This is a genomic window from Pseudoalteromonas sp. SR45-1 (genome assembly GCF_014163655.1).
In the GTDB taxonomy this organism is placed as follows: Bacteria; Pseudomonadota; Gammaproteobacteria; order Enterobacterales; family Alteromonadaceae; genus Pseudoalteromonas; species Pseudoalteromonas distincta.
In genome coordinates this window covers 79,265-102,376 of the sequence record NZ_JACJDR010000002.1, presented here as the reverse complement: position 1 = coordinate 102,376, position 23,112 = coordinate 79,265, and the positions used below count along the sequence as shown (strand labels likewise).

The 23,112-nt window shown below is 39.3% G+C and carries 23 protein-coding genes and 1 other RNA gene; 13 read left to right on the top strand and 11 right to left on the bottom strand.

The genetic code is table 11. The features are described 5' to 3' along the window. Positions 1-52 precede the first annotated feature (52 nt). Entirely contained in the window at positions 53-937 is an 885-nt protein-coding gene (locus H5089_RS02895) for a LysR family transcriptional regulator (protein WP_182693268.1), read from the top strand. 3 nt (positions 938-940) lie between these two features. On the opposite strand, the gene H5089_RS02890 is transcribed toward H5089_RS02895, so the two are convergent. Further along, a complete protein-coding gene (locus H5089_RS02890) occupies positions 941-1,894 on the bottom strand; it encodes a YihY/virulence factor BrkB family protein (protein WP_182670939.1) in 954 nt (317 codons plus the stop codon). Between the two features lie 127 nt (positions 1,895-2,021). On the opposite strand from H5089_RS02890, the gene H5089_RS02885 reads away from it, so the two are divergent. From H5089_RS02885 to H5089_RS02860, 6 genes are all read left to right on the top strand, one after another. Beyond that, entirely contained in the window at positions 2,022-3,101 is a 1,080-nt protein-coding gene (locus H5089_RS02885) for a mechanosensitive ion channel family protein (protein ID WP_182711428.1), read from the top strand. Between the two features lie 439 nt (positions 3,102-3,540). After that, on the top strand, positions 3,541-3,687 hold the full coding sequence (locus H5089_RS02880) for a hypothetical protein (RefSeq protein ID WP_182711427.1): 147 nt from the start codon (positions 3,541-3,543) through the stop codon (positions 3,685-3,687). Positions 3,688-3,791: 104 nt separating this feature from the next. After that, on the top strand, positions 3,792-5,069 hold the full coding sequence (locus H5089_RS02875) for a dicarboxylate/amino acid:cation symporter (protein WP_182711426.1): 1,278 nt from the start codon (positions 3,792-3,794) through the stop codon (positions 5,067-5,069). Positions 5,070-5,093: 24 nt separating this feature from the next. Then, positions 5,094-6,155, top strand: coding sequence for a putative porin (locus tag H5089_RS02870; RefSeq protein ID WP_182711425.1), 1,062 nt, complete (start codon positions 5,094-5,096; stop codon positions 6,153-6,155). Positions 6,156-6,438: 283 nt separating this feature from the next. After that, positions 6,439-8,160: a transporter substrate-binding domain-containing protein gene (locus tag H5089_RS02865; protein ID WP_182711424.1), complete on the top strand. Its 1,722-nt coding sequence runs from the start codon at positions 6,439-6,441 to the stop codon at positions 8,158-8,160. After that, positions 8,157-9,560 carry a sigma-54 dependent transcriptional regulator gene (locus H5089_RS02860; RefSeq protein ID WP_182711423.1) on the top strand — a complete coding sequence of 468 codons (1,404 nt, stop codon included), beginning with the start codon at positions 8,157-8,159 and terminating at the stop codon, positions 9,558-9,560. Before H5089_RS02865 ends, H5089_RS02860 begins: the two co-directional genes overlap by 4 nt. 63 nt (positions 9,561-9,623) lie before the next feature. Here the strand turns inward: H5089_RS02860 and rnpB are convergent. Together rnpB and rsmI are read right to left on the bottom strand one after the other, a co-directional pair. Beyond that, an RNA gene (rnpB, locus tag H5089_RS02855) (RNase P RNA component class A) lies at positions 9,624-10,001 on the bottom strand. A 41-nt stretch (positions 10,002-10,042) separates the two neighbouring features. Next, positions 10,043-10,900 (bottom strand): 16S rRNA (cytidine(1402)-2'-O)-methyltransferase, encoded by an 858-nt coding sequence (gene rsmI, locus H5089_RS02850; protein WP_154903851.1) that lies wholly within the window; start codon positions 10,898-10,900, stop codon positions 10,043-10,045. A gap of 61 nt (positions 10,901-10,961) precedes the next feature. Here rsmI and H5089_RS02845 point away from each other — a divergent pair, with 61 nt between their 5' ends. The 4 genes from H5089_RS02845 to dolP are packed head-to-tail and all read left to right on the top strand — an operon-like array spanning position 10,962 to position 14,420. After that, positions 10,962-12,839: a penicillin-binding protein activator gene (locus tag H5089_RS02845; protein WP_002957971.1), complete on the top strand. Its 1,878-nt coding sequence runs from the start codon at positions 10,962-10,964 to the stop codon at positions 12,837-12,839. Between the two features lie 24 nt (positions 12,840-12,863). Further along, positions 12,864-13,235, top strand: a complete 372-nt coding sequence (locus tag H5089_RS02840; RefSeq protein WP_182694726.1) for a YraN family protein — start codon at positions 12,864-12,866, stop codon at positions 13,233-13,235. A 32-nt stretch (positions 13,236-13,267) separates the two neighbouring features. Continuing rightward, entirely contained in the window at positions 13,268-13,861 is a 594-nt protein-coding gene (locus tag H5089_RS02835) for an SIS domain-containing protein (protein WP_002957968.1), read from the top strand. Continuing rightward, positions 13,854-14,420, top strand: a complete 567-nt coding sequence (gene dolP / locus H5089_RS02830; protein ID WP_039485369.1) for a division/outer membrane stress-associated lipid-binding lipoprotein — start codon at positions 13,854-13,856, stop codon at positions 14,418-14,420. The genes H5089_RS02835 and dolP overlap by 8 nt, the downstream gene beginning before the upstream one ends. Before the next feature lie 58 nt (positions 14,421-14,478). Here dolP and H5089_RS02825 read toward each other — a convergent pair whose 3' ends face one another. The 8 genes from H5089_RS02825 to zapE form a co-directional block, all read right to left on the bottom strand. After that, complete coding sequence (locus H5089_RS02825; RefSeq protein WP_002957966.1) at positions 14,479-14,916, bottom strand: ClpXP protease specificity-enhancing factor; 438 nt, start codon at positions 14,914-14,916, stop codon at positions 14,479-14,481. Beyond that, positions 14,916-15,542 carry a stringent starvation protein SspA gene (gene sspA, locus H5089_RS02820; RefSeq protein ID WP_002957965.1) on the bottom strand — a complete coding sequence of 209 codons (627 nt, stop codon included), beginning with the start codon at positions 15,540-15,542 and terminating at the stop codon, positions 14,916-14,918. Before sspA ends, H5089_RS02825 begins: the two co-directional genes overlap by 1 nt. Before the next feature lie 80 nt (positions 15,543-15,622). Then, on the bottom strand, positions 15,623-16,372 hold the full coding sequence (locus H5089_RS02815; protein ID WP_182711422.1) for a cytochrome c1: 750 nt from the start codon (positions 16,370-16,372) through the stop codon (positions 15,623-15,625). Further along, the gene (locus H5089_RS02810; protein WP_002957963.1) at positions 16,369-17,634 is read right to left on the bottom strand and encodes a cytochrome b N-terminal domain-containing protein; all 1,266 of its coding nucleotides are present in this window, start codon (positions 17,632-17,634) and stop codon (positions 16,369-16,371) included. The genes H5089_RS02815 and H5089_RS02810 overlap by 4 nt, the downstream gene beginning before the upstream one ends. Then, a complete protein-coding gene (petA, locus tag H5089_RS02805) occupies positions 17,634-18,224 on the bottom strand; it encodes a ubiquinol-cytochrome c reductase iron-sulfur subunit (protein WP_002957962.1) in 591 nt (196 codons plus the stop codon). The genes H5089_RS02810 and petA overlap by 1 nt, the downstream gene beginning before the upstream one ends. Before the next feature lie 581 nt (positions 18,225-18,805). Then, positions 18,806-19,198 (bottom strand): 30S ribosomal protein S9, encoded by a 393-nt coding sequence (rpsI, locus tag H5089_RS02800; RefSeq protein ID WP_024595789.1) that lies wholly within the window; start codon positions 19,196-19,198, stop codon positions 18,806-18,808. An 8-nt stretch (positions 19,199-19,206) separates the two neighbouring features. Further along, entirely contained in the window at positions 19,207-19,635 is a 429-nt protein-coding gene (rplM, locus tag H5089_RS02795; protein ID WP_002957960.1) for a 50S ribosomal protein L13, read from the bottom strand. A gap of 283 nt (positions 19,636-19,918) precedes the next feature. After that, positions 19,919-21,007: a cell division protein ZapE gene (gene zapE, locus H5089_RS02790; protein ID WP_182711421.1), complete on the bottom strand. Its 1,089-nt coding sequence runs from the start codon at positions 21,005-21,007 to the stop codon at positions 19,919-19,921. Positions 21,008-21,141: 134 nt separating this feature from the next. On the opposite strand from zapE, the gene H5089_RS02785 reads away from it, so the two are divergent. Both H5089_RS02785 and H5089_RS02780 read left to right on the top strand, forming a co-directional pair. Further along, the gene (locus tag H5089_RS02785; protein ID WP_002957957.1) at positions 21,142-21,585 is read left to right on the top strand and encodes a YhcB family protein; all 444 of its coding nucleotides are present in this window, start codon (positions 21,142-21,144) and stop codon (positions 21,583-21,585) included. Between the two features lie 129 nt (positions 21,586-21,714). Then, positions 21,715-23,067 (top strand): Do family serine endopeptidase, encoded by a 1,353-nt coding sequence (locus tag H5089_RS02780; RefSeq protein ID WP_024606350.1) that lies wholly within the window; start codon positions 21,715-21,717, stop codon positions 23,065-23,067. The last annotated feature ends 45 nt before the right edge of the window (positions 23,068-23,112 follow it).

Here is a 23,112-nt window from a genome sequence, read left to right as displayed (position 1 = left end):
GTCTGCGCGGTCAAGTTAAGCAATCAGATATAAGTAGTAACAGGATTTAAAAATGGCAAAAGCAACATTAGAGCAATGGCGAATGTTTAAAGCGGTTGTGGATCACGGCGGATTTGCAGGCGCAAGTGCGGCTGTACATAAAAGTCAGTCAACCGTACACCATGCTGTTCAAAAACTTGAAGCCGCCTTGCAAATTAAGTTGCTTGAAGTAAAAGGTCGTAAAGCATTTTTAACCGATAGCGGTAAACTAATTTTACGCAGAGCTGAATTTTTAATTGAAGAAGCAACTAAAATAGAATCGGTAGCGAGCACACTAAGCGAAGGCGTAGAAAGCACATTAAAAATAGCTGTTGATGAAGTTTTTCCACACACCATTTTATACCAGGCACTTGCTAAAACGAGTGAACTTTACCCGCTTTTAAAGATTGATTTAGTAGAAAGCGTGCTAACCGGTGCAAACGAATTACTACATAACTCAGTGGTTGATTTAGCCATTTCATCAATTCCTATCTATGGAATTAGTTGCAGTACGTTATGCGATATAGAGTTTATAGCCGTTGCGCATAAAGACCATGTATTACACCAACAAACTGAACAACTCAACTTTCGCGATTTAAAGCTACACCGGCAAATAGTAGTTCGCGACTCAGCAACCCACACCAGTCACAATGATGGCTGGTTAGGTGCTGATATGCGCTGGACAGTCAGCCATTTACGCAACTCTATTGATATGGTTAGTCAAAATTTGGGTTACGCTTGGCTGCCAAAAACACAAATAGCACATTTAATTGAAGATAAAACGCTCATCCCACTTAATTTAGACCAAGGTACAACCCGTACCCTTAATTTATATTTAATGTGCAACGACAACGACAGGCTTGGTCCTGCAGCACAAGAGTTTAAAGAGCAGCTTATAGCTCTCACTAACTTTAGCTAATAGCTATTCGTTTTTTACATCGAGGTGATCTGCCACATAGGCGCCTCGCTGCCCACGCTCTTTAGCTGGGCCTATAGTACTGTCTTTACCTGTTTGCTGCTCAGTAGCTGCATTAATAACAGCACCTAATGTGATTATATAAGCGCTGATATACAACCACATCAACATGATCACTACACCACCTAGTGAGCCGTAAGTTTCGTTGTAACTAGAAAAACGCGACACATAAAAAGAAAAACCTATAGATGCCAAAATCCAAAGTACAGTAGCAATAGACGAACCCATCGTGATCCAACGCCATTTGGCCGGTTTACGATGTGGGGCATAACGATATAAAAGTACCAATGCAAAATTAAAGGTAAAAGCTAATAATGGCCAAGAGATGAGTTTAATTAATAAATCTATACTTTCTTTTAGTCCCACTAAATTAAGTACAATAGGTAAAATACCAATAATTAATAACGCAAAAATTGCGACAACAATCGCCCCTACCGAAAATAAAAAGCGTACTAATTGAGCTTTAAAAAATGAACGCTTTTCATATTCACGATAACTAATATTACACGCAGTAATAAGTGCTTGGCTGCCCTTAGAACTACTCCAAATAGTAAGTATAAGCGTACCGATTGCACTTAAGCTCAAGCTTGCACTTGATGTTTTTGCAAGGCTAGAAACCTGAGATAAAATTAGTTCACTGGTACTTGGTGGGAGCAAAGTAACTATTTTACTTAAATGATCACTAATATCTGCGGGGGATGAAAAGTACGCATACACAGATACCATCGCCGCAATGGCCGGAAAAATAGCAAGTAACGCATAAAATGCCACACCCGCTGCCACTATAGATAAGTTATCTTCACTCATTTGCTTAAAAATGCGCTTAACAATATCCCACCAACCTATAAAAGGGATATGACCAGGCTGCTCAGCTTGCTGTCCTCGTTTAGCTTCTTTCATTCTAAACCTCAATATTTGTATTACATTACTACAGCAAAATGTTTGCCAAGTTAAATAAAGTATTTGGTACTAAACTTGCTGTTACCTAATATTAGCGATTATAAAAACCAAACACGGACGATAAGCCATGCCTAGTAGCCAATCAAACATTATAGCTTTAAACAATACGCCTCCCAGCACGCAAAGTTTTCAAGGCGATGTGTTTACGTGGCAGTTTTTTCATGAACAAGCTGTGCAATTACTTCATGCAACAGCGCAAATATTACCCACACTATTACTCGGTATAATACTTTTAGCATTAAGCTATTTAATTGCAGGGCCACTTTCTCGATTGCTTATAAAGCCTGTTGACTACATGACTGACAGTAAACTAGTTCATCTAGTTGTAAGGCGCAGTATAAGCACTTTAATTATTTTATTTGGCGTGTACTTATTCCTGCGTTTAGCAGGGCTTACCGAGTTTGCTGTTGCCATTATGAGTGGCACGGGACTAATAGGACTTATATTAGGTTTTGCCTTTAGAGACATAGCTGAAAACTTTATCGCTAGTTTATTACTGAGCATACAAAGGCCTTTTAAAATCGACGATGTAATTGAAGTAGACAATCGTTTAGGTGTTGTTAAAAAAGTAACCGCAAGAGCAACCACACTTGTTGATTACGATGGCAATCATATTCAAATACCCAATGCAACGGTATATAAAAATACCATTAAAAACCTGACTGCCAATCCAAAAATGCGCGGAAAAGTAGAAATTGGTATTGGCTATGATAACGATATACGCAGCGCACAAACCCTCGCACTAGATATTGCCAATCAACAAAATGCGGTACTTAGCGACCCACCTGCGCAAGTTTTAATAAAAAACTTAGGCTCATCTACTATTAACTTCGTTTTGTATTTTTGGGTTAATAGCGAGCAGCACAGTCCATTAAAAGTAGCTTCCCAGCTTATGCGCGAATTAGTCAATGAGTTCACAAAACAAAACATCAGCATGCCTGATGACGCACGAGAAAGAATTATACTCACCGACCCTAGTGAAAATGTCTCTAGCTTAGAGGAAAAACAACCATCGCAAGTGCAAAGCGAAAAAAGTGAAACAGTTGATCAAACTAAAACACTTGATGATGTGAGCAGTGATACCGACGAAATACGTGAACAAGCAGAGCAATCAAGAGATCCAGAGCAAGGAAAAAATATTATTTAAGCAAGGCTATTTAATCGCGCTGCTACCAAGGCAAGTAGCAGCGAAAGTTCAACCTTAAACGACCTCCTCTACAGCGAACGTTATTTATATATAAATAGTAAATAAAAGCACAAAACCACTGTAATTTAGATTTTTAATGCATTTATCCCAACTTAAACACTCAAATTAAATAATACAGCTAACAATGTAATAACTTTTGTTATACCCATAGTAAAAGTTATAACCTTTTATACCCTATTGATAATAAACATAAAAACCTCTCACACACTTCAAGAAGATGCTTACTACAACTATAAGCCATACATAATTATGCAAAAAGTTATATTAACAAAAGCCTCCAAAAACCCAGCAAAACCAATAACATCAATAACTTATTAACAACTCATTGCTTGGCATTATTAATGCAATAACAATAATCTAACAACATTAGAGCTTAACTATGCGCATATACAATAAAACTCGCCAAGAAAAAGATTTACTCGGTACTAACGATACCCCTGCTGATGTTTTAGATGGCATACAAATACAACACGCTATCAATAAATCCGACATGCAAATAGCTGTCGTCGAGCCGTGCTCAAAATAGCTCACAAACACTGCTGAGCGAACAAACCTATTAAAAATCAAAAGCATTAAAAACTTAAATAACCCAAAAGTTAAATAACTCCCATTAATAATTGGAAATAAAAAATGACTAATACAACAAGTATGAAAAATAATGAGCCAAAAAAAATGTCGCTCTGGCTAAAAATACTTATAGGTATGATAGCGGGTATTTTTGCCGGCATGCTTTTAGGTAGTAATGCTGAATATATAAAACCAATTGGCCAGCTATTTATCAGTGCAATTAAAATGTTAATTGTACCGCTTATATTTTGCTCTTTAATTGTGGGCGTTACCTCAATGAAAGACACCACAAAAATGGGCCGTATTGGTATTAAATCAATCATATTTTATTTAGCTACAACCGCTATTGCCATTTCAATTGGGCTGGGCCTAGGGATCTTTTTTGAGCCAGGTGCAGGCTTAAATATGGTTGCCACAACAGTAACCGATACAAAACCAACTACCAGCTTAATGGATACTATTGTAGGCCTAGTGCCAAAAAATCCAGTGGGCTCGTTGGCATCGGGTAATATTTTACAAATTATTGTATTTGCATTGAGCTTAGGTATTGCTTTAAACCTTATTGGTGAAAAAGGCGAACCAGCAGCCAAAGTATTTGAAAGCCTAGCAGACGCTATGTACAAACTAACAGAGCTGGTAATGCGACTTGCGCCATATGGTGTATTTGCATTAATGGCATGGGTATCAGGTAAATATGGGTTAGACGTACTATTACCACTTATTAAAGTAATTGGTTTAGTTTACCTAGGCTGCATAATTCACATTTTAGTATTGGGTGGCGGTTTTGTTGGCTTGCTAGGTAAGCTTAACCCACAGCGTTTTTATAAAGGTATTATTGAAGCGCAAGTTATTGCTTTTACAACCACAAGTAGCTCAGGAACCTTACCTGCAAGTATAAAATGCGCAACCCAAAATCTAGGTGTATCTCGCACTGTTTCAAGCTTTGTTTTACCCGTAGGCGCAACCATAAACATGGATGGCACCGCGCTATATCAAGGTGTATTAGCATTATTTATTGCTCAAGCCTTTGGTGTTGATCTTTCTACTACCGATTACCTCACAATTATTGCTACCGCCACACTTGCATCAGTAGGTACAGCCGGTGTCCCTGGCGCAGGCCTAATTATGTTGTCATTGGTATTAACCACTGTTGGTTTACCGCTTGAAGGTATCGCTATTGTTGCAGGCATTGACCGTATTTTAGATATGGCACGCACCACTATTAATGTAACGGGTGATTTAATGGTGACTTTATTAATTGGTAAAAGCGAAGGTGAGCTTGATATCGCTGTTTACAACAAAGAAAACACAGCTCCACAAACGGCTAAACCGGTTATTTAATTACCAATTTTATAGAGAATAAAAATGACGACTAAATTTATATATGTACCCATTGCATTAAGCTTAATGGCGCTAGTTAAACCAGCTCATGCAGATGTAACTATTGAAGGTTTAAATGGCTTAGAAGCAGTTAAGTTATTTGGTGATATGCGTATGCGATTTGAGCGCACTGATGGCGATACAATCGATACAACTAGCCGCGCCAGATTACGTGCTCGTTTTGGTATTAAATATGCAGCAACGGAGAACTGGTCTGCGCAAATGCGCTTTAGAACCACCTCTAGCCAGCACGATTCAACGCATCAAACATTTGGCATAACAAATACAACCGACAACGACGACTTTGGCTTAGACAGAGCCTTCATGAAGTATACTGGCATTAATAATACTCGTGTATATATTGGTAAAGCCGCCGCTGTTTATATGCATTCATCTGAATTACTATTTCGTGACGATATTGCCCTTGAAGGTGTGCAAGCTAATTGGACAAACAATACATTTAGCGTAAACGCAGGGCATATAATCCTTGAAGAAAACGTAGATAATGGCGAAGGTAAACGCGATGCAAGCTGGCAGCAACTGCAAGGTGTTTATGCAGCGCAGTTTAACGATATAAAGTTTAAAGCGGGTATTGGTGGTATTTTTGTAAGTGCCTCAGACACCGCTTACGCAAGTGCTGAGTCAGGGCTTGATGACGACCAAGCTGGTAATGTGATGACTTACAATGCCGATTTAAGAATGGGGCCATTTCGCTTAGCTGCCGACTTCTATACAAGTGAAGCACAAAGTGACAATACCGCTTACACTGTACACGCCCGCTATCAAATCAATAAAGAGTTTGGTGTGCGCTTTTATATATTACACACAGAAGCTTATGCATTACCTATGAATGGTGCGTTTACACAAACTAATACACCGGGTTCGTATACTAATATTAAAGGCACGCGTGTTCAGCTCGATTATAAAATAGCTGATAACTTAAATGCCGATTTAAGATGGTACAGCGTAGATAACCTTAATAAAGATATTGCGACCAACAACGAAGGCCGCGACAGGCTACAAGTAAATTTGAATATGAAATTTTAATATATTCTTAACAAAGCGATTTAATTTTTTAATTTAAATCGCTTTTATTTCAATAAAAATTAATCTATTAATTTTTTAAAACCATTAAAAAATCACTATAAACATGTCCAATTAATCACTCAGCTAGCTATTTTATCTACTAATAAATATCCACTTCATAAATTTATTTAATAACAGCAAAAAAATACCTATAAGTACCTAATTTCTATAAAATGAAAATAGGGATTATAGTCCACCTGCATAAATATTTAGTCTATTAAAACTAGGGAAGAGGTTTAACTAATTGGTTTCACTTTTTAAAACACATTACTTTGCATTTACCATACTACTTATTACTTTTTTAGGTTGTAGTGTATCGATATGCCACGCTGAAGATTACCTACAGCCCGCTGCAGAGCCGCAAACTAAGCAAATAGTTATTGGTGGCGACTACAACTACCCGCCCTATGAGTTTATTGATAAAAAAGGGAAGTATACCGGTTACAATGTTGAGTTGAGCCGTGAAATTGCTGCCGTAATGGGCTTAAATATCAAAATAAAATTGGATACCTGGGAAAATACCCGCGCTTTATTTGATCAAGGTGAAATAGATATTTTACAAGGGATGGCTGCCACACCAGAGCGCACTGATCTTTATAACTTTAGCCCTCACACCTATGTAAATCACTCTATATTTGCACGAGACGATAGCCCTAAAATAACTAACTACACAGAGCTTGAAGGCTATCGCGTTATTGTACAAGCCAACGGCTCAGCGTTTGATATGCTAAACGAAGCTAAATTAAATATTGTATTAATTCCAGTTGAAACCCATGCCGATGCACTACGTTTGCTCGCATCAGGTAGATATGACTTTGCGGTAGTATCTAACTTACCGGGTTTATATTTAAGCCAAAAGTTAGGACTCTCTAATATTAAAGCGATATCTAACCTAGAACGAAATCGCTTATATGGCTATGCAACTAAAACAGACGATAAAGCCCTACTCTCGCAATTTACTCAAGGTTTAGCTATTTTAAAAAATACCGGCCGACAGCAAGAAATATACGATAAGTGGTTTGGCCCGTTAAAGGCCTCTATTTGGTCAAAAGCTGGCATAGCTGCAGGCTTATTTGTAATCGTGCTGTTATTGATAAGTACCGTTGTGCTTATTTGGAATAAAGCACTGCGTAAAAAAGTAGAAAGCCGTACAAAAGAGCTTCAAGCACAACAACTACAACTGCTTCATGCAGATAAAATGGCATCTTTAGGGGTACTTGTTTCTGGCGTTGCACATGAAATAAATAACCCGTGTAGTATATTAACGCTCAACTTCCCTTTTGTTAAGGAAGCCTTTGAACAAGCCACAGAGATTCTCGATGAGCATCAAGTAGAACACGGCGACTTTTTAATTGCAGGTGTTAGCTATAACCGCCTAAAGCATGTGCTCCCAGAAACACTCGACGACATGCACGTTGCAAGTAACAAAGTTAAAGGCATTGTTGAAGATTTAAAAAGCTTTGCAGTAAAGGGCGAAACCGCCCATCAAAAAAATGAACGCCTTGATTTAAACGAATTAACAAAGCGCTCTTTGCGCCTTGTTAATAACCAACTTAAAAACTCAACCAGCAATGTAGAAGTTAACCTTGCTAATAAGCTACCTACATTTTATGGCTCGGGTAGTAGAATAGAGCAAGTGATAGTTAACCTAATTTTAAATGCCTGCCAAGCACTTGAAAATAAAAGCCAAAAAATCACCATTACCACTTATTTCCATTCAAAATACGACAGTGTAGTGCTTACAGTAGAAGATCAGGGTATTGGGATTAACGCCAAAGACTTAAGAAAGTTAACCGACCCATTTTATACAACTAAACGCCAATCAGGTGGAACAGGCTTAGGGCTATCTGTATCTGCTGGGATTGTACGTGATCATCAAGGGCAAATAACCTTTAAATCAACCCTTGGCGAAGGCACAAAAGCAAAACTCTCACTACCACTAATACAAAAAGAGAATGAGTTATGAACACAAATTTATATCCCGGGTTTCAAGTTTTGATTTGTGACGATGACACAAGCTTTTTACGCAGTATTTCTTTTGCTATTGAGCGTTATTGTGGCATTAATAATGTTGTTCAATGTAGCGATAGTAGAGATGTACTGAGCCATTTAGCATCGGACAATATACGTGTTGTATTGCTTGATTTAAACATGCCGCATATAAGTGGCGATGAACTACTTCCAAAAATAATAGAGCTATATCCGTATATTTCTGTAGTAATTATTAGTGGTATTAACCAGGTTGAGTCGGCAGTGCAATGCATTAAGCTTGGCGCATACGACTACCACGTTAAAACCGAAGAACCAGAGAGACTAAGCAACAGCATAATGCAGGTTATTCGCTATCAAGAACTAAATTTAGAAAACCAGGCAATGCGCGATCATATGCTCGAAAAGCAAAGTATTTTACATCCTGCATTTTCTAAAATAATTAGTGTAAATCACCAAATGCACTCGGCATTTAATTACATAGAATCTATTTCAAATAGCCAGCAGCCTATTTTAATTACAGGCGAAAGTGGAGTCGGCAAAGAACTCATAGCCAGAGCCATACATGAAACGAGCAGTTGTAGTGGCGAACTCGTGTGTGTAAATGTGGCAGGCCTCGATGACAACTTATTCTCCGATACATTATTTGGCCACAAAAAAGGCGCTTTTACAGGCGCCGACCAAGCCCGTAAAGGCATGATAGAGAAAGCCTCTGGCGGTATCTTGTTTTTAGATGAAATTGGCGATTTAAGCCTTGTCTCACAAGTAAAACTTTTACGTTTATTACAAGAAGGTGAGTACTACCCGGTTGGCAGCGATACACCAAAAAGAATAAACGCCCGTATTATTGCTGCAACTCATCAAAACTTACACAGCAAAAAAGAAGATGGCCAATTTAGAAACGACTTGTACTATCGTTTAAAAATTCACCATGTAAATATTCCACCACTTAGAGAACGAAAAGAAGACATAGCACTGTTACTTGAGCACTTTTTAACACTTGCAGCTGATGAGTTTGATAAAGAGCTTGCATCAATTCCTACAGGGTTACTTGTTTTGCTAGAAAACTACAGCTTCCCCGGAAATATTAGGGAACTACGCGCAATGGCGTTTGATGCAATGAGCACGCATCAATCAGGGGAGCTTTCAATGAAGGCATTTAAAGGTATTATTGACTCTATGCCTGGTGTAAACATACATGCCCAACCAGAAAAGCCTTTATTTGAGGGCTCAACCACCTTACCCACTCTAAAAAAAGCGGCAGACCTACTCGTTAAAGAAGCCATGAAGCGAGCAAATTCAAACCAATCGTTAGCAGCGCAATTACTAGGAATATCTCAGCCAGCGCTAAGTAAACGTTTAAAGAATATGCAGTAACTTTAATGCAAAAATTCAAAACACAAAAAAGCCCGCAGCGTTAACTGCGGGCTTTCTATTTAATGAGTGAGTCAGCCGGTAAGCCGGGTTTTGTCCTTTCCGAAGAAAGTGATAATCATTCGTCTAGGCCATAAATCGCTCTATGGCTCAAGCAACCTACCCGGTTCTCACGTGGGCCACGCGTTCATTATTTAAAATGATAGAACCCTATTTGGTCTTGCTCCGAGTGGAGTTTACCTTGCAACCGACTATTACTAGCGGCCCGGTGCGCTCTTACCGCACCCTTTCACCCTTACCAATCGAGATTGGCGGTCTCCTCTCTGCTGCACTTGTCGTGGGCTCACGCCCCCCAGCCGTTAGCTGGCACTCTGCCCTATGGAGCCCGGACTTTCCTCCCCCTGATCATTTTCGTCACAGGCAGCGATCATCTTGGCTGACTCGGCGCGCAGTATACATGAGGCTAATACCAAGCGCAGTAAAATTTACTCTTTTTCTTCAATAATTGTTTTGTATAAAGCGTTTTTCTTCATTCCAAAGTATTCAGCAACAACGCCACAGGCTTTTTTCATTGGCATTTCACTCTCAAGCAGTGCCAGCATTTTGCGCGCTTCTGGTGGAACATCGTCTACTAGTTTTGGTTTGCCCGGCAACATTAATACAATTTCGCCGCGTTGCTTAGTGGGATCATCTGTTAAAAACTGTTTAAGCTCACTTACACTACCATTAAAAAATGTTTCAAAGGTTTTGGTTAGCTCTTTAGCAAACACAACTTGCTGCTCATCACCAAGAGCTAGTGCTAAATCATCAAGGCTTGCCATAATACGGTGCGTACTTTCGTACATTATGCTGGTAATACCTGAGTTAACAGCTTCGGTAAAAAAGTCTTGGCGAGCTTTGCTTTTAGCTGGCGTAAAACCAATAAACTGAAAACGATCGGTTGGTAAGCCTGAACAACATACGGCTGTAATTGCAGCACATGCACCTGGAACAGGTGTAACATGAGCGCCTTGTTCACGACATAGATTTACCACCGCGTAGCCTGGATCACTAATTAGTGGCGTACCAGCGTCAGATACTAAAGCAATATTTAAACCTTGATTAAGTTGATCAATAATTTGTTGTGCTTTTTGCTTTTCGTTGTGGTCGTGTAATGCAAACGTTTTTGCCTTAATTCCAAAGTGGCTAAGTAGCTTGCCGGTATGGCGAGTGTCTTCAGCAGCTATTAAGTCAACTTGCGATAATGTCGCAATGGCACGGTGACTTAAGTCGTCATAATTGCCAATTGGGGTGGCAACAATGTAAAGAGTGCCAATTTTCTGTGAATTCTCCTCATTTAACATTGAGGTCTCCTGCGTCAGTCAGTAATATAAGCAAATCGCGTTAACGTATTGGGAAATCATTGTGCGACTTAAACTAGTTAGTCTATTAATTATATTGTCAGGGTTATCGGCGTGTAGCACAACCGAAAAACCAACTAAAAACAGCGATAACGTAAGTAACCGCACTAATGCACTGCAAAATCAGGCAACCAGTGCGCAATCTATCTATCAATTGGCGCAAAACCGCCAAGGTGCCGATAAAATACAGTTATTGTATAGCGCCCGTGATGCTGCAATTAGTGAGCAAAATTGGCCTTTGTTAGAGAAAATTGGTAATGAGCTTGAATTAACCGCAAGTGTTGATCAAATCCAAAACCGTCTTTATATTGCATTTGCACAAAAACAACAGAATAAGAATGATCAAGCTTTGGTGATTTTACAATCGCTAGACGGACAACTTACTCAACCTGAGCATTTTGCTTGGCATCAGTTTTTAACAGCCAGTATTTATGCATCGCAAAATTTTCCAAAAAAAGCTGCCCCCTATTTCTTTAGAGCTTCTGAAACAGCTACAAAAAACAATATAGAAATCCCTCAGCTCAATCAAAATTTGTGGGATAACTTAAAACAGCTCTCTTCATATGCGCTTGAACGTTTTAACCGTGGTTCGGTTATCCAGCAAGGCTGGGTAAACCTTGGTCTATACTATCAAGTATATGCAAGTAGTGGCGTGGAGCTAGACCAAGCAATTAATAATTGGCGCAGGCGCTATATTGGGCATCCGGCTTTTTCTGTATTACCTGAACAAGACGAAATGCTTACTGAACTCGCCCCTATTAATATAGAGCGTTTAGTTGTGTTGTTTCCACAATCAGGCCCTAACGAACGCTTAGGTGATGCGCTTAAAGCGGGTGTGTTAGCTGCACTTGATACGCAAACTATCAACGACACTATTTTTATTGATGAAAACCTAAGCACTGAGGAAATCGCAGCGCAACTTGAAGAAATAAAGCCTGATTTTGTAATTGGTCCTCTACTTAAAGCAAATATTGATAAACTAGCCAATGCACAAACTCTTATTGATACTCCGGTACTGCATTTAAACACCTTTGATGGTGAGCGCATTTCGCTTCAGCATTATTACTTTGCATTGAACCCTGAGCACGAAGTACAACAAGCTCTGGAACACTTTTTAACTAAGGGCTATCAAAAGCCTATGCTGCTTGCGCCAAATAATGCAAATGGCCAACGTTTAGTTGATTATTTTAACCTACAGTGGCAACGCTACAGCGAAACCAAGCCACAAATCGGTTTTTATAACGATAAAAAAGATATGCCAAACACAATTACCAGCTTATTAGAAGTTGATAAGTCAAAAGATCGCATACAAACAGTTAAAGCATTATTTAAGCAAGAAGTAGAAAACGAAACGCGTTCACGCAGTGATATAGACGTTATTTATATTTTGGGTGATGCCATAGAAACTCGCTTAATTAAACCTTACCTTGATGTAAACGTCAGTACATTTGCTGATCGTATCCCACTTTATGCAAGCTCTAAAAGTCATAGTAAACAAATTGACAGTACAGACAAAGGCGACTTAGACGGCCTATACTTCACAGAATTACCGTGGATGCTTGATTCACAAATTAAACAACATAATTTACGCCAGCAGTACAACTCTCTATGGCCTGAGCAAATTGATATTAGCCAACGCTTATTTGCAATGGCGTACGATGCTGTATCAATATTACATGACATTAGACAGTTAAGCGTAATGCCAGGCAATCAATATAGTGGTTTAAGTGGTAAGTTGTCTGTTAATACCAGCGGCCATATAGAACGCATGCTCGACTGGGCTCAATATACAAACCGTCGCATTAAGCCTGTGCAATTAGAAACACAACGCCCGGTACCATTGTTTATGCAATCAGCGGGTGATATACAAACTATAAATTAAACTTTATTAAGTTAAGGGGGCGGCATGTCGTGGTTTAAAGAGCTGTGGCAAAATAGTCGCGAAAAAGGCCAGTATTATGAGCTTGAAGCGCAAAAATACTTAGTTACTCAGGGCTTAACACCCATTGAACGTAATTATTACTGCCCCTTTGGCGAGCTTGATGTCATTATGAAAGAAGGCGACACCCTTGTATTCATTGAGGTCAAGTTTCGCAAAAATAATGCCCGTGGCGGTGCCAACTATGCACTTAGCCCACAAAAACAAGCTCGATTAAAACGTAGTATTTATCATTACTTAGCAGCTAAAAATTTAACTAACCAAGCACTAAGAATTGATTATGTAGCCATTACAGGAGAAGCATCTCCTAATATTAATTGGCTTAAAAATGTATTTTAAACGCAAATACAAAGATAAATTATTGGTAGGCTATGCAAGACACAATTAAAGAAATTTTTACAGAAAGCATTCAAGTTCAAATCGCTGCTGGTGAAGTGCTACCTAGTGCGCTTGAGTCAGCTGCATTTACTATTGCACAAAGTCTGATAAACGGAAATAAACTCATTTGCTGCGGTACTGCAAATTGCCACATGCTCGCTCAGCATATGGCGGGAGTATTGGTTAATCATTATGAAACCGAGCGTCCTTGTTTACCTGCAATCGCTCTATCGCAAGAAAACGTTAATCTTGGGCAAAGTACTCAGGTAGACGATCACGATACATTTGCTCGTCAAGTCCGCGCTTTTGCCCAGCAAGGCGACTTATTGCTCGTACTTGCTATTAACGGTAACGAAAAACATGTTATTTCTGCCGTTGAAGCTGCACTAACTAAAGATATGAAGGTCATAGTTATGGTTGGTGATGATGGTGGCGAGTTGGTTGGCCTACTTGGCCCTAACGATGTTGAAATTAGATCCCCATCTAAACGCCCTAGCCGCATTATCGAATCCCATTTAGTTAACTTACATTGTTTAAGCGAACTTGTTGATTTAACGCTTTTCCCTCAGGATGAAAATTATGTTTAAACGCTCTCTTATTGTTTTAGGTACTGTTGTATTACTACAAGGCTGCGCAGCTGCTGTTGTTGCAGGTACAGCCAGTGCAGTAACTGCAGCGAACGATCGCCGTACCATTGGCTCTCAAATTGACGATAACAATATTGAAATAAAAGCCAGTATTGCACTTAGCGAAGTAGAACGCCTTGAAAAGTTTGCCAATATAAGCGCTGTAAGCGTTAACGGTATTGTTTTACTTGTAGGCCAAGTATCTAATGAAGAAATGAGAAACGAAGCACAGCGTACCATTGAGGGCGTTTCAGGTATTCGTAAGATACATAACCAAATTCGTATTGGCTCAAATATTGGCATTACTACACAAACGCATGACTCTTGGTTAACATCTAAAGTAAAAGCTCAGCTACTAACAGCAAAAGACATTAGCAGTAATAACATTAAAGTAGTTACTGAAAACGCTGAAGTATTTTTAATGGGTTTAGTATCTGACTCTGAGTCTACTCAAGCTGTAAACATTGCCCGAAATGTATCTGGCGTAGAGCGGGTAATTAAAGTATTTGAATATATGTAAAGTAAAATACAGACATAAAAAAACCGCTTATTAAGCGGTTTTTTTTTGCATTTACTTATTATTTAATAACGCGTAAATGAGAGCCTTTTTTCTTCTGTGGCTTTTCTGGTGGTGTTTCATCAATAAATTCAGCTGATGAATCAACACTTTCAAGCTCAGGCACAAAATCGTCTTCGTCCTCTAAAAACTCATCTGCAGTAAAGACTGTTCCTTCGCCATTTTCACGCGCGTATATTGCAAGCACAGCACCTAGAGGCACATACACTTGCATTGGCTGACCACCAAAGCGCGCATTGAAGCTAAGTTGGGTTAAGTCTAACGAAAACTGTGTGACCGCTGATGGACTTATGTTTAAAACAATTTGTCCGTCTTGAACAAACTGTGTTGGCACTTGTACATTTGCAAACCCAGCGTCTACCACTAAATGCGGTGTACACTCGTTATCGACTATCCAATCAAAAAAAGCACGTAATAAATAAGGACGATTAGGCGTCATTATAAACGGATCTCACGCTCAGCTTCAGTTAAAGAGGCTTGGAATGACTCACGTTCAAATAAACGGATCATGTACTCTTTAAGCTCTTTAGAACCTGCACCATTAAGCTCAATACCAAACTCTGGTAAACGCCATAATAGTGGAGCTAAATAACAATCTACTAAGCTAAACTCTTCACTCATAAAGTAAGGTGCTTCGCTAAAAATAGGTGCTACAGCAAGTAATGCTTCTGTTAGCTCTTTACGAGCTTGAGCAGCATCTGACGTGTTGTTACTGATTTTGTCAGCTAGGCTGTACCAGTCAGTATCAATACGATGCATCATTAAGCGGCTACGACCACGCATTACCGGGTAAACAGGCATTAGTGGAGGATGAGGAAAACGCTCATCAAGGTATTCCATGATGATGTTTGCCTGGTATAAACCAAGCTCACGGTCAATCAGTGTTGGCACTGTGCCGTAAGGGTTAATTTCGTGAAGTGCTTCTGGCAAGTTATCTTTTTCAGCCAAATGAATATCTACACTTACACCTTTTTCCGCAAGTACAATACGTACTTGGTGGCTATACATACAGTTAGCACCAGAAAAAAGGGTCATTACAGGGCGCTTATTGGCAGCTACGGCCATGCCTATACCTCCATTAAATAACTAAAACAGCAAAAGGGGCTTAAGCCCCTATTGCAAAATTACCTTTAAAAATGTTCAAGTTAATGAACATCTCTCCAGTATTCTTTCTTAAGCATAAATGCCAAGATAAATAGAATTATTAAGAATCCTATTACCTTAATACCTAGCGCTTCCGATTCAAGACGTGAAGGTTCACCCACGTACTCAAGGAAGTTTGTTAAATCACGAGCCGCTTGGTCGTATTCATCTACGCTTAATTCACCCGTACCATCAGTTTCAGTAGCAATAACTTTGGTCACAGTGTGGCCATGTTCTTCTACTTCTTTAGTGATAGGCGTTGGTAAACCTTGTAGTTCTTGAAGAACATGAGGCATACCTACCAATGGAAAAACAATATTGTTAACTCCAAACGGGCGAGATTCATCTTTATAAAACGATTTTAGGTACGTGTAAATATAATCTGGTGATTTTACACGTGCAATTAGAGTTAAATCCGGCGGAGCCGCACCAAACCATTTTGCTGCATCGTCTTTTGTAATTGCGTTGGTGATATGGCTACCTACTTTAGAGCCGTCAAAAATTAACTGCTCTAAACCAACTTCTGTTGGGATACCGATATCACGAAAAGTACGCTCATAACGTTGATACTGCATTTGGTGACAACCAAGACAGTAGTTCATGAACAACTTTGCACCGCGTTGTAAAGATGGTTGATCAGTAAGGTCGTTATTCGCTTCCATTAAAGGAACCGACGGACCTGCTGCCATAACCATGTTAGGCAACAAGTTTACTGATAAAGCAAATAAACCAATAATAAGCTTCTTCATCATTTCGTTAACCTCTCTGGCAATGGCTTAGTTTTTTCGTTCTTACTGTATACAAACAACAGTACGAAGAACATAAAGTAAGTCACAGTACAGATTTGAGAAATAATCGTTTTCATATCAGTTTGTGGAGTTGCACCCACCCAACCAAGAAGAACGAAAGTTACAACAAAGCCTGCAATGTTCCATTTATGGAAACCACAACGGTAACGAACCGATTTAACTCTACCACGGTCTATCCAAGGTAGTAATGCAAGTACTACAATCGATGCACCCATCGCCGCAACACCGATTAACTTATCAGGGATTGCACGTAAGATTGCATAGAATGGCGTAAAGTACCAAACCGGGAAAATATGCTCAGGTGTTTTAAGTGGGTTAGCTGCCTCGAAGTTTGGACCTTCTAAAAAGAAGCCATTCATCGCCGGCATAAAGAACACAACCCAACAAAACAGTATTAAGAAACCAACCACACCCACAATATCTTTAACTGTGTAGTAAGGGTGGAACGGTATCGCATCAACAATGTCTTTTTTGTTAGTGTAATACTCGTGGAATTTAAATTTAGGCTTATCTTCTTCAGCTACTGAGCCTTTCTTACGTTTAATCTCAATACCTTCAGGGTTATTTGAACCCACTTCGTGTAGAGCAACAATGTGTAAGAAAACTAAGATTACAATAACCAGTGGTAGTGCAATTACATGTAATGCAAAGAAGCGATTAAGCGTTGCACCTGATATTACGTAGTCACCACGGATCCAAAGTGTTAAGTCATCACCAATAACCGGAATAGCACCGAATAATGAAATGATTACTTGTGCGCCCCAGAACGACATTTGGCCCCATGGTAATAAATATCCCATGAATGCTTCAGCCATTAGCGCTAAGAAAATGAACATACCAAATAACCACAGTAATTCACGCGGTTTTTGGTAAGAACCGTAGATCATGCCACGGAACATATGCATATATACAACGATGAAAAACGCTGATGCACCTGTTGAGTGCAAGTAACGTAGTAACCAGCCATATTCTACATCACGCATGATGTACTCTACCGAAGCAAAAGCACCTTCAGCAGACGGAACAAAGTTCATCGTTAACCAAATACCTGTTAGGATTTGGTTTACTAGTACTAACATGGCTAGTGAGCCAAAAAAGTACCAGAAGTTAAAGTTTTTAGGTGCTGGATACTGTGCAATGTGCATGTTCCAAACACGTGTCATTGGGATTCGGTCGTCTATCCAACCAATAATCTTACCAAACATTAGGCTACCCCTCTTTCTTCGCCCACTAAAATAGTGGTGTCATCTAGAAAAGTATAAGGTGGTATTTCTAAGTTTAATGGTGCAGGTACCGATTGAAATACTCGACCAGCCATATCAAATTTAGAACCGTGGCACGGGCAGTAGAAACCGTCATCAGTCCCTTCTACTTTCTCACCAAAATTACCTTGTAAAAAGCCTGGTGAACATCCTAAATGCGTACAAATACCTACAGCCAAAAATATTTCTGGACGTAATGAACGGTAATCATTTGTTGATGATTCTAATTGTTGTGGCTCTTGCGATTGCGGATCACGAAGTTGACCTTCATGTTCTTTCATCTGCTCAAGCATTTTTGGGGTACGTGATACAACCCATACAGGTTTACCACGCCACTCGACACGTATTAATTGTCCAGGCTCAAGTTTGCTGATATCTACTTCTACAGGCGCACCCGCAGATTTAGCTCGCTCACTTGGATTCCAAGACGCAATAAAAGGAACAGCAGCCCCAGCCGCACCAACACCACCTACAACAGAGGTAGCTATGGTTAAAAAGCGACGTCGGCCATTGTCTACAGGCGCATTGCTCATCCACTTATCTCCACTATGATTCTCAACACTTGCTATATTGAGAACATCAGTTACAGCAGGTTAATTATTCGAAATTTTTAAAATAGAAGCGATCATAATTAAAACCCTTGATTAAAACAAGGTTATTCAAAGCCCCATGCTCGAATAAACCTGACTTGATCAAAAATTTGATTAAGCTAGCTCGAGAATAAAGCCGAACGACTATAATAACGCTTCTGTAAAAACAATATACTGACCGAGATCAACACCACTAAGAGGAAACAGTAAAAACTGTACATAGTGTCGTTAAACTCACTCATTTTACTTCCACGCCAATTGTAGCAAAAAATTCCACCAATTAACTGATGGATTTAAACTAATTACGATAATTATTTAACTTTTTTGCAGCTATCTGAGTGTTTTTTAACTTTCGTTCGATTAATACGCAGTTATTAATAAATTTGATCATCATTAATTACAGCAATACCAAGTATGGCGACCGCTATAAACAAATTTAAATTAAGTAGCAAATGTAAACTTTTTGATTTGAAAACAAAAAACCCAGCATAAGCTGGGTTTTTGAATTCTTGATAACGTATAGATTAACGTTTTGAGAACTGTGGACGCTTACGCGCTTTCTTAAGACCCACTTTCTTACGTTCAACTTTACGTGCATCACGTGTAACAAAACCTGCTTTACGAAGTTGTGGACGTAGTGACTCGTCAAACTCCATAAGTGCACGAGTGATACCGTGACGGATAGCACCAGCTTGACCAGTTGTACCACCACCAGAAACGGTGATGTAAAGGTCAAATTTTTCAGTCATATCAACTAGCTCAAGAGCTTGATGAACAACCATGCGTGCTGTTTCGCGACCAAAATACTCTTCTAGAGAGCGTTTGTTGATTACGATGTTACCAGTGCCTGGGCGTAAGAATACGCGAGCACTTGAACTTTTACGACGACCTGTACCGTAGTATTGATTTGCCATGATGGTGCTCCTTAAATGTCTAGAACCTGAGGCTGTTGTGCAGCATGGTTATGCTCAGTACCTGCGTAAACTTTAAGTTTACGGTACATAGCGCGGCCTAAAGGACCACGTGGCAACATGCCTTTTACAGCTTTCTCGATGATCATTTCAGGCTTTGCAGCTTGAAGTTTATCAAAAGTAGTAGACTTAAGGCCACCTGGAAAACCAGAGTGAGCGTAGTACACTTTATCTTTGAATTTGTTACCAGTTACAGTAACTTTTTCAGCGTTGATAACGATGATGTAATCACCAGTATCTACGTGAGGAGTGTATTCAGCTTTATGCTTACCGCGTAGGCGGTGAGCGATTTCAGTAGCGATGCGACCTAAAGTTTTACCTTCAGCGTCAACTACGTACCAGTCACGTTTTACTGTTTCTGGTTTAGCAACAAACGTTTTCATTTATAAAAATCCAATGTTTTTCAATTAAAACCACAAGTAGTTAATATTAACTACTGCTCTAAGTTTGCTATAACCCCTTCGAGTTTTAGACTTTTGCGCCGCTCACAAGTGGCTAGACTATATGAGGACATAGAACGCAACGTGGCAGACGCGGGAGTATACCAGCACTTAAAACACATTGCTACTCGCCGGTTGTTTTTTCCACAAGAAATTTCAGAAATAAGAAATACTATATATGTACCTCTTTTTTTATAGTTGCCCTATTACACATTTACTTACTTATTTAAACTAAATGCTCTCTAGCTAAATATTCTAAGGATTGCATTTCTTGTAAACGACTAATACAACGCTTAAATTCAAAATTTAAATTACCTTGGGTATAAAGTTCGGTAATAGGTTTTTCAGCCGATATAATTAAAGTTACATGGCGCTCGTAAAATTCATCCACTAAAGCAATAAAACGTCTAGCAGCATCATCATTAGTTTGACCTAGCTGTTTTACGTTAGAAATAATCACCGTATTGTATAAGCGGCTAATCTCCATGTAATCGACCTGGCTACGTGCTGTTTCGCACAATTCACTAAACTCAAACATCACAACGCATTTAGCTACTTTACGCGTTTTGATTTTTCGCCCTTCTATCTCTATCGGCTCATCTAATTGCCCTGGCTCTGGCGATAACTTATCGAAGTACTCAAATAGGTTTTTATCCGCATCTTCATCTAACGGACTATGAAAAATTTCAGCTTGCTCTAAAGTACGTAAGCGATAATCGATACCTGAATCTACATTAACTATCTCGGTATTTTTTTTAACAAGCTCAATAGCTGGCATAAAACGAGCTCGCTGTAAGCCATTTCTGTAAAGTTCATCAGGCACTATATTAGAGGTTGCTACAAGTACTATGCCCCGTGCAAATAGCGCTTCCATTAAGCCACCTAATAGCATGGCATCAGTAATGTCTTGTACAAAAAACTCATCAAAGCAAATAATGTCTGTTTCTGCTTTAAAAGTGTCAGCAATTTTTTCTAATGGATTAGCCGTATTATTTAGCTTTTTAAGCTCGTTATGCACTCGGTGCATAAATCGATGAAAGTGCACACGCATTTTACGTGTGCCCGGTAATGATTCGTAAAAAGTGTCAACTAAATAAGTTTTACCACGCCCTACTCCCCCCCAAAAGTACAAACCTTTTACAGGCGCAGGTTCTTCTTTACTAAATAGCTTAGCAAAAAAGCCTTTTTGTTTTGGCTTTGTCTGAGTTAGGACATCGTATAGACGTTGTAAATGGCGCACAGCATTTTCTTGTGCTGCGTCGTGTACAAAGTCATCTCGCTTTAAGTCTTGTTGGTATGTTTGCCAAGGAGTCATATCTATTTACAGTTAAAACACAGTTTAATTTGCAAAGCATATTAACACGCATCATAACTCGGGGTATATTACACTTAGTATGATTTATAATTGAATCGGCATTCGTTAGTTATTTTCCCAAAGGGGTAGTTTTTATGGGCACAGTTATGTGGGTAGGTTTGATTGTTATTGTTGCTGTTGTAGCATTTTTTATTGGCGCATTTGTTACTAAAAAACAGTTCAAACAAGATGAATTAAAAGAGCAAGCAGAGCAAGCTGAAAATGCGTTAGAGCAGTATCGTCAAGATGTAGCTGATCATTTAGCGAATACTGGTAAGCTCGTAAATAAAATGAAAGAAAACTATGATCAACTGCTTAGTCACGTTGAAGAAACAAACCAGCTTCTTCTAGAAGATAGAAATAAAGCACCAGCTGAACCATTCTTTTCAAAAGAAACAACAGAACAACTGCAGGCTTCATTAAAAGAGCGTCAATGCGATCGTTCTACAGCCGCAGCACAACCAGCTGATTATGTATCAGGTGAATCAGGTTTATTTGCTGGTCAAAATAAAGTTTCAGAACATTCTAAAGCATCTTGATGAACTTTTTTTTGACCCCATAGTCTTTAGATATAACAGCTTTGTTGTTTTATCTTAATAAACCGAAAAGGGCTGCTGTAAAGTAGCCCTTTTTGTTTTGCTTTATCTTAAGTGGAGTTACCCCTGACTATGAAAATGAAATTATCACTTATCAGCGCAGCTATTTTATCTACAAGCTTGTTAATGAGCCCAGTAGCGTCTTATGCAAAAATGCCAATTGCAGTAAATGGTCAACAACTACCAACTCTTGCCCCCATGCTAGAGAAAATATCTCCAGGTGTTGTAAGTATCCAAGTTTCAGGCTCAAAAGAAGTACGCCGCCGTGCAGATCCGCTTGAATACTTTTTTGGACAGCAACAGCCTCGCAGTCAAAAGCGTCAATTTAGTGGATTAGGCTCTGGGGTGATTATTGATGCTGATGAGGGTTATGTAGTCACTAATAATCACGTAATCCAAGATGCCGAAAAAATGGTAGTAACCCTCGAAGATGGCCGTGAATTTGAAGCAACTAAAATTGGTACTGATACAGAATCAGACATCGCTCTTTTACAAATAGACGCTGATGACTTAACTGAAATAAAACTCGCAAATTCAGACAGTTTACGAGTGGGCGACTTTGCTGTTGCTATTGGTAACCCATTTGGACTTAGCCACACAGTTACATCTGGTATTGTTAGTGCTCTTGGTCGTAGTGGTTTAAATATTGAGGGCTACGAAGATTTCATTCAAACCGATGCTGCTATTAACCAAGGCAACTCTGGTGGTGCATTAGTTAACTTAAACGGTGAATTGATTGGTATTAACACTGCGATTTTAGGTGCTTCTGGCGGTAACGTGGGTATTGGTTTTGCCATTCCATCAAACATGATGAAAAACTTAGTTGATCAAATTGTTGAACACGGTGAAGTACGCCGAGGTTCGCTGGGTATCTCTGGCCGCCCACTTGATGCAGGCCTTGCTAAAGCGCAGCAACTTGACGTTAAACAAGGTGCTTATGTAATGCAAGTAATGGACGACACTGCTGCAAGTAAAGCAGGTATAAAAGCAGGTGACGTAATTGTTAGCATTAATGGCGGTGATATTAGTGGTTTCCACGAGCTGCGCAGCAAAATTGCTACGCTAGGTGAAGGCCGCGAAATAAAACTAGGTATTTACCGCGATGGTAAAATTAAAACGGTAAAAGTAACTCTTGATGGTGCATCAGGTGTTACAGCGACAGGCGAAGAGCTGCATCCTGCGTTCCAAGGCGCGACACTTGAAAACGTGCAAAAAAATAGTAATAAAGGTGTTGAGGTTACGTCTGTAGACCCTCGCTCACCTTCTGCCCGTGTTGGCCTTGAAGAAGGTGATATTATTATGCAAGTGAATCGCCAACGAGTAGAGACTATTCGTGATATGAATAAGATTATCGAAAACACCAAAGGTAATATCGTACTTGGCGTGCAACGTGGTCGTGAGTCTATATTTATTTTAATTCAGTAATAAATAGCACTATTAATGTAATAAAAATAACAGTGGCACTTGCCG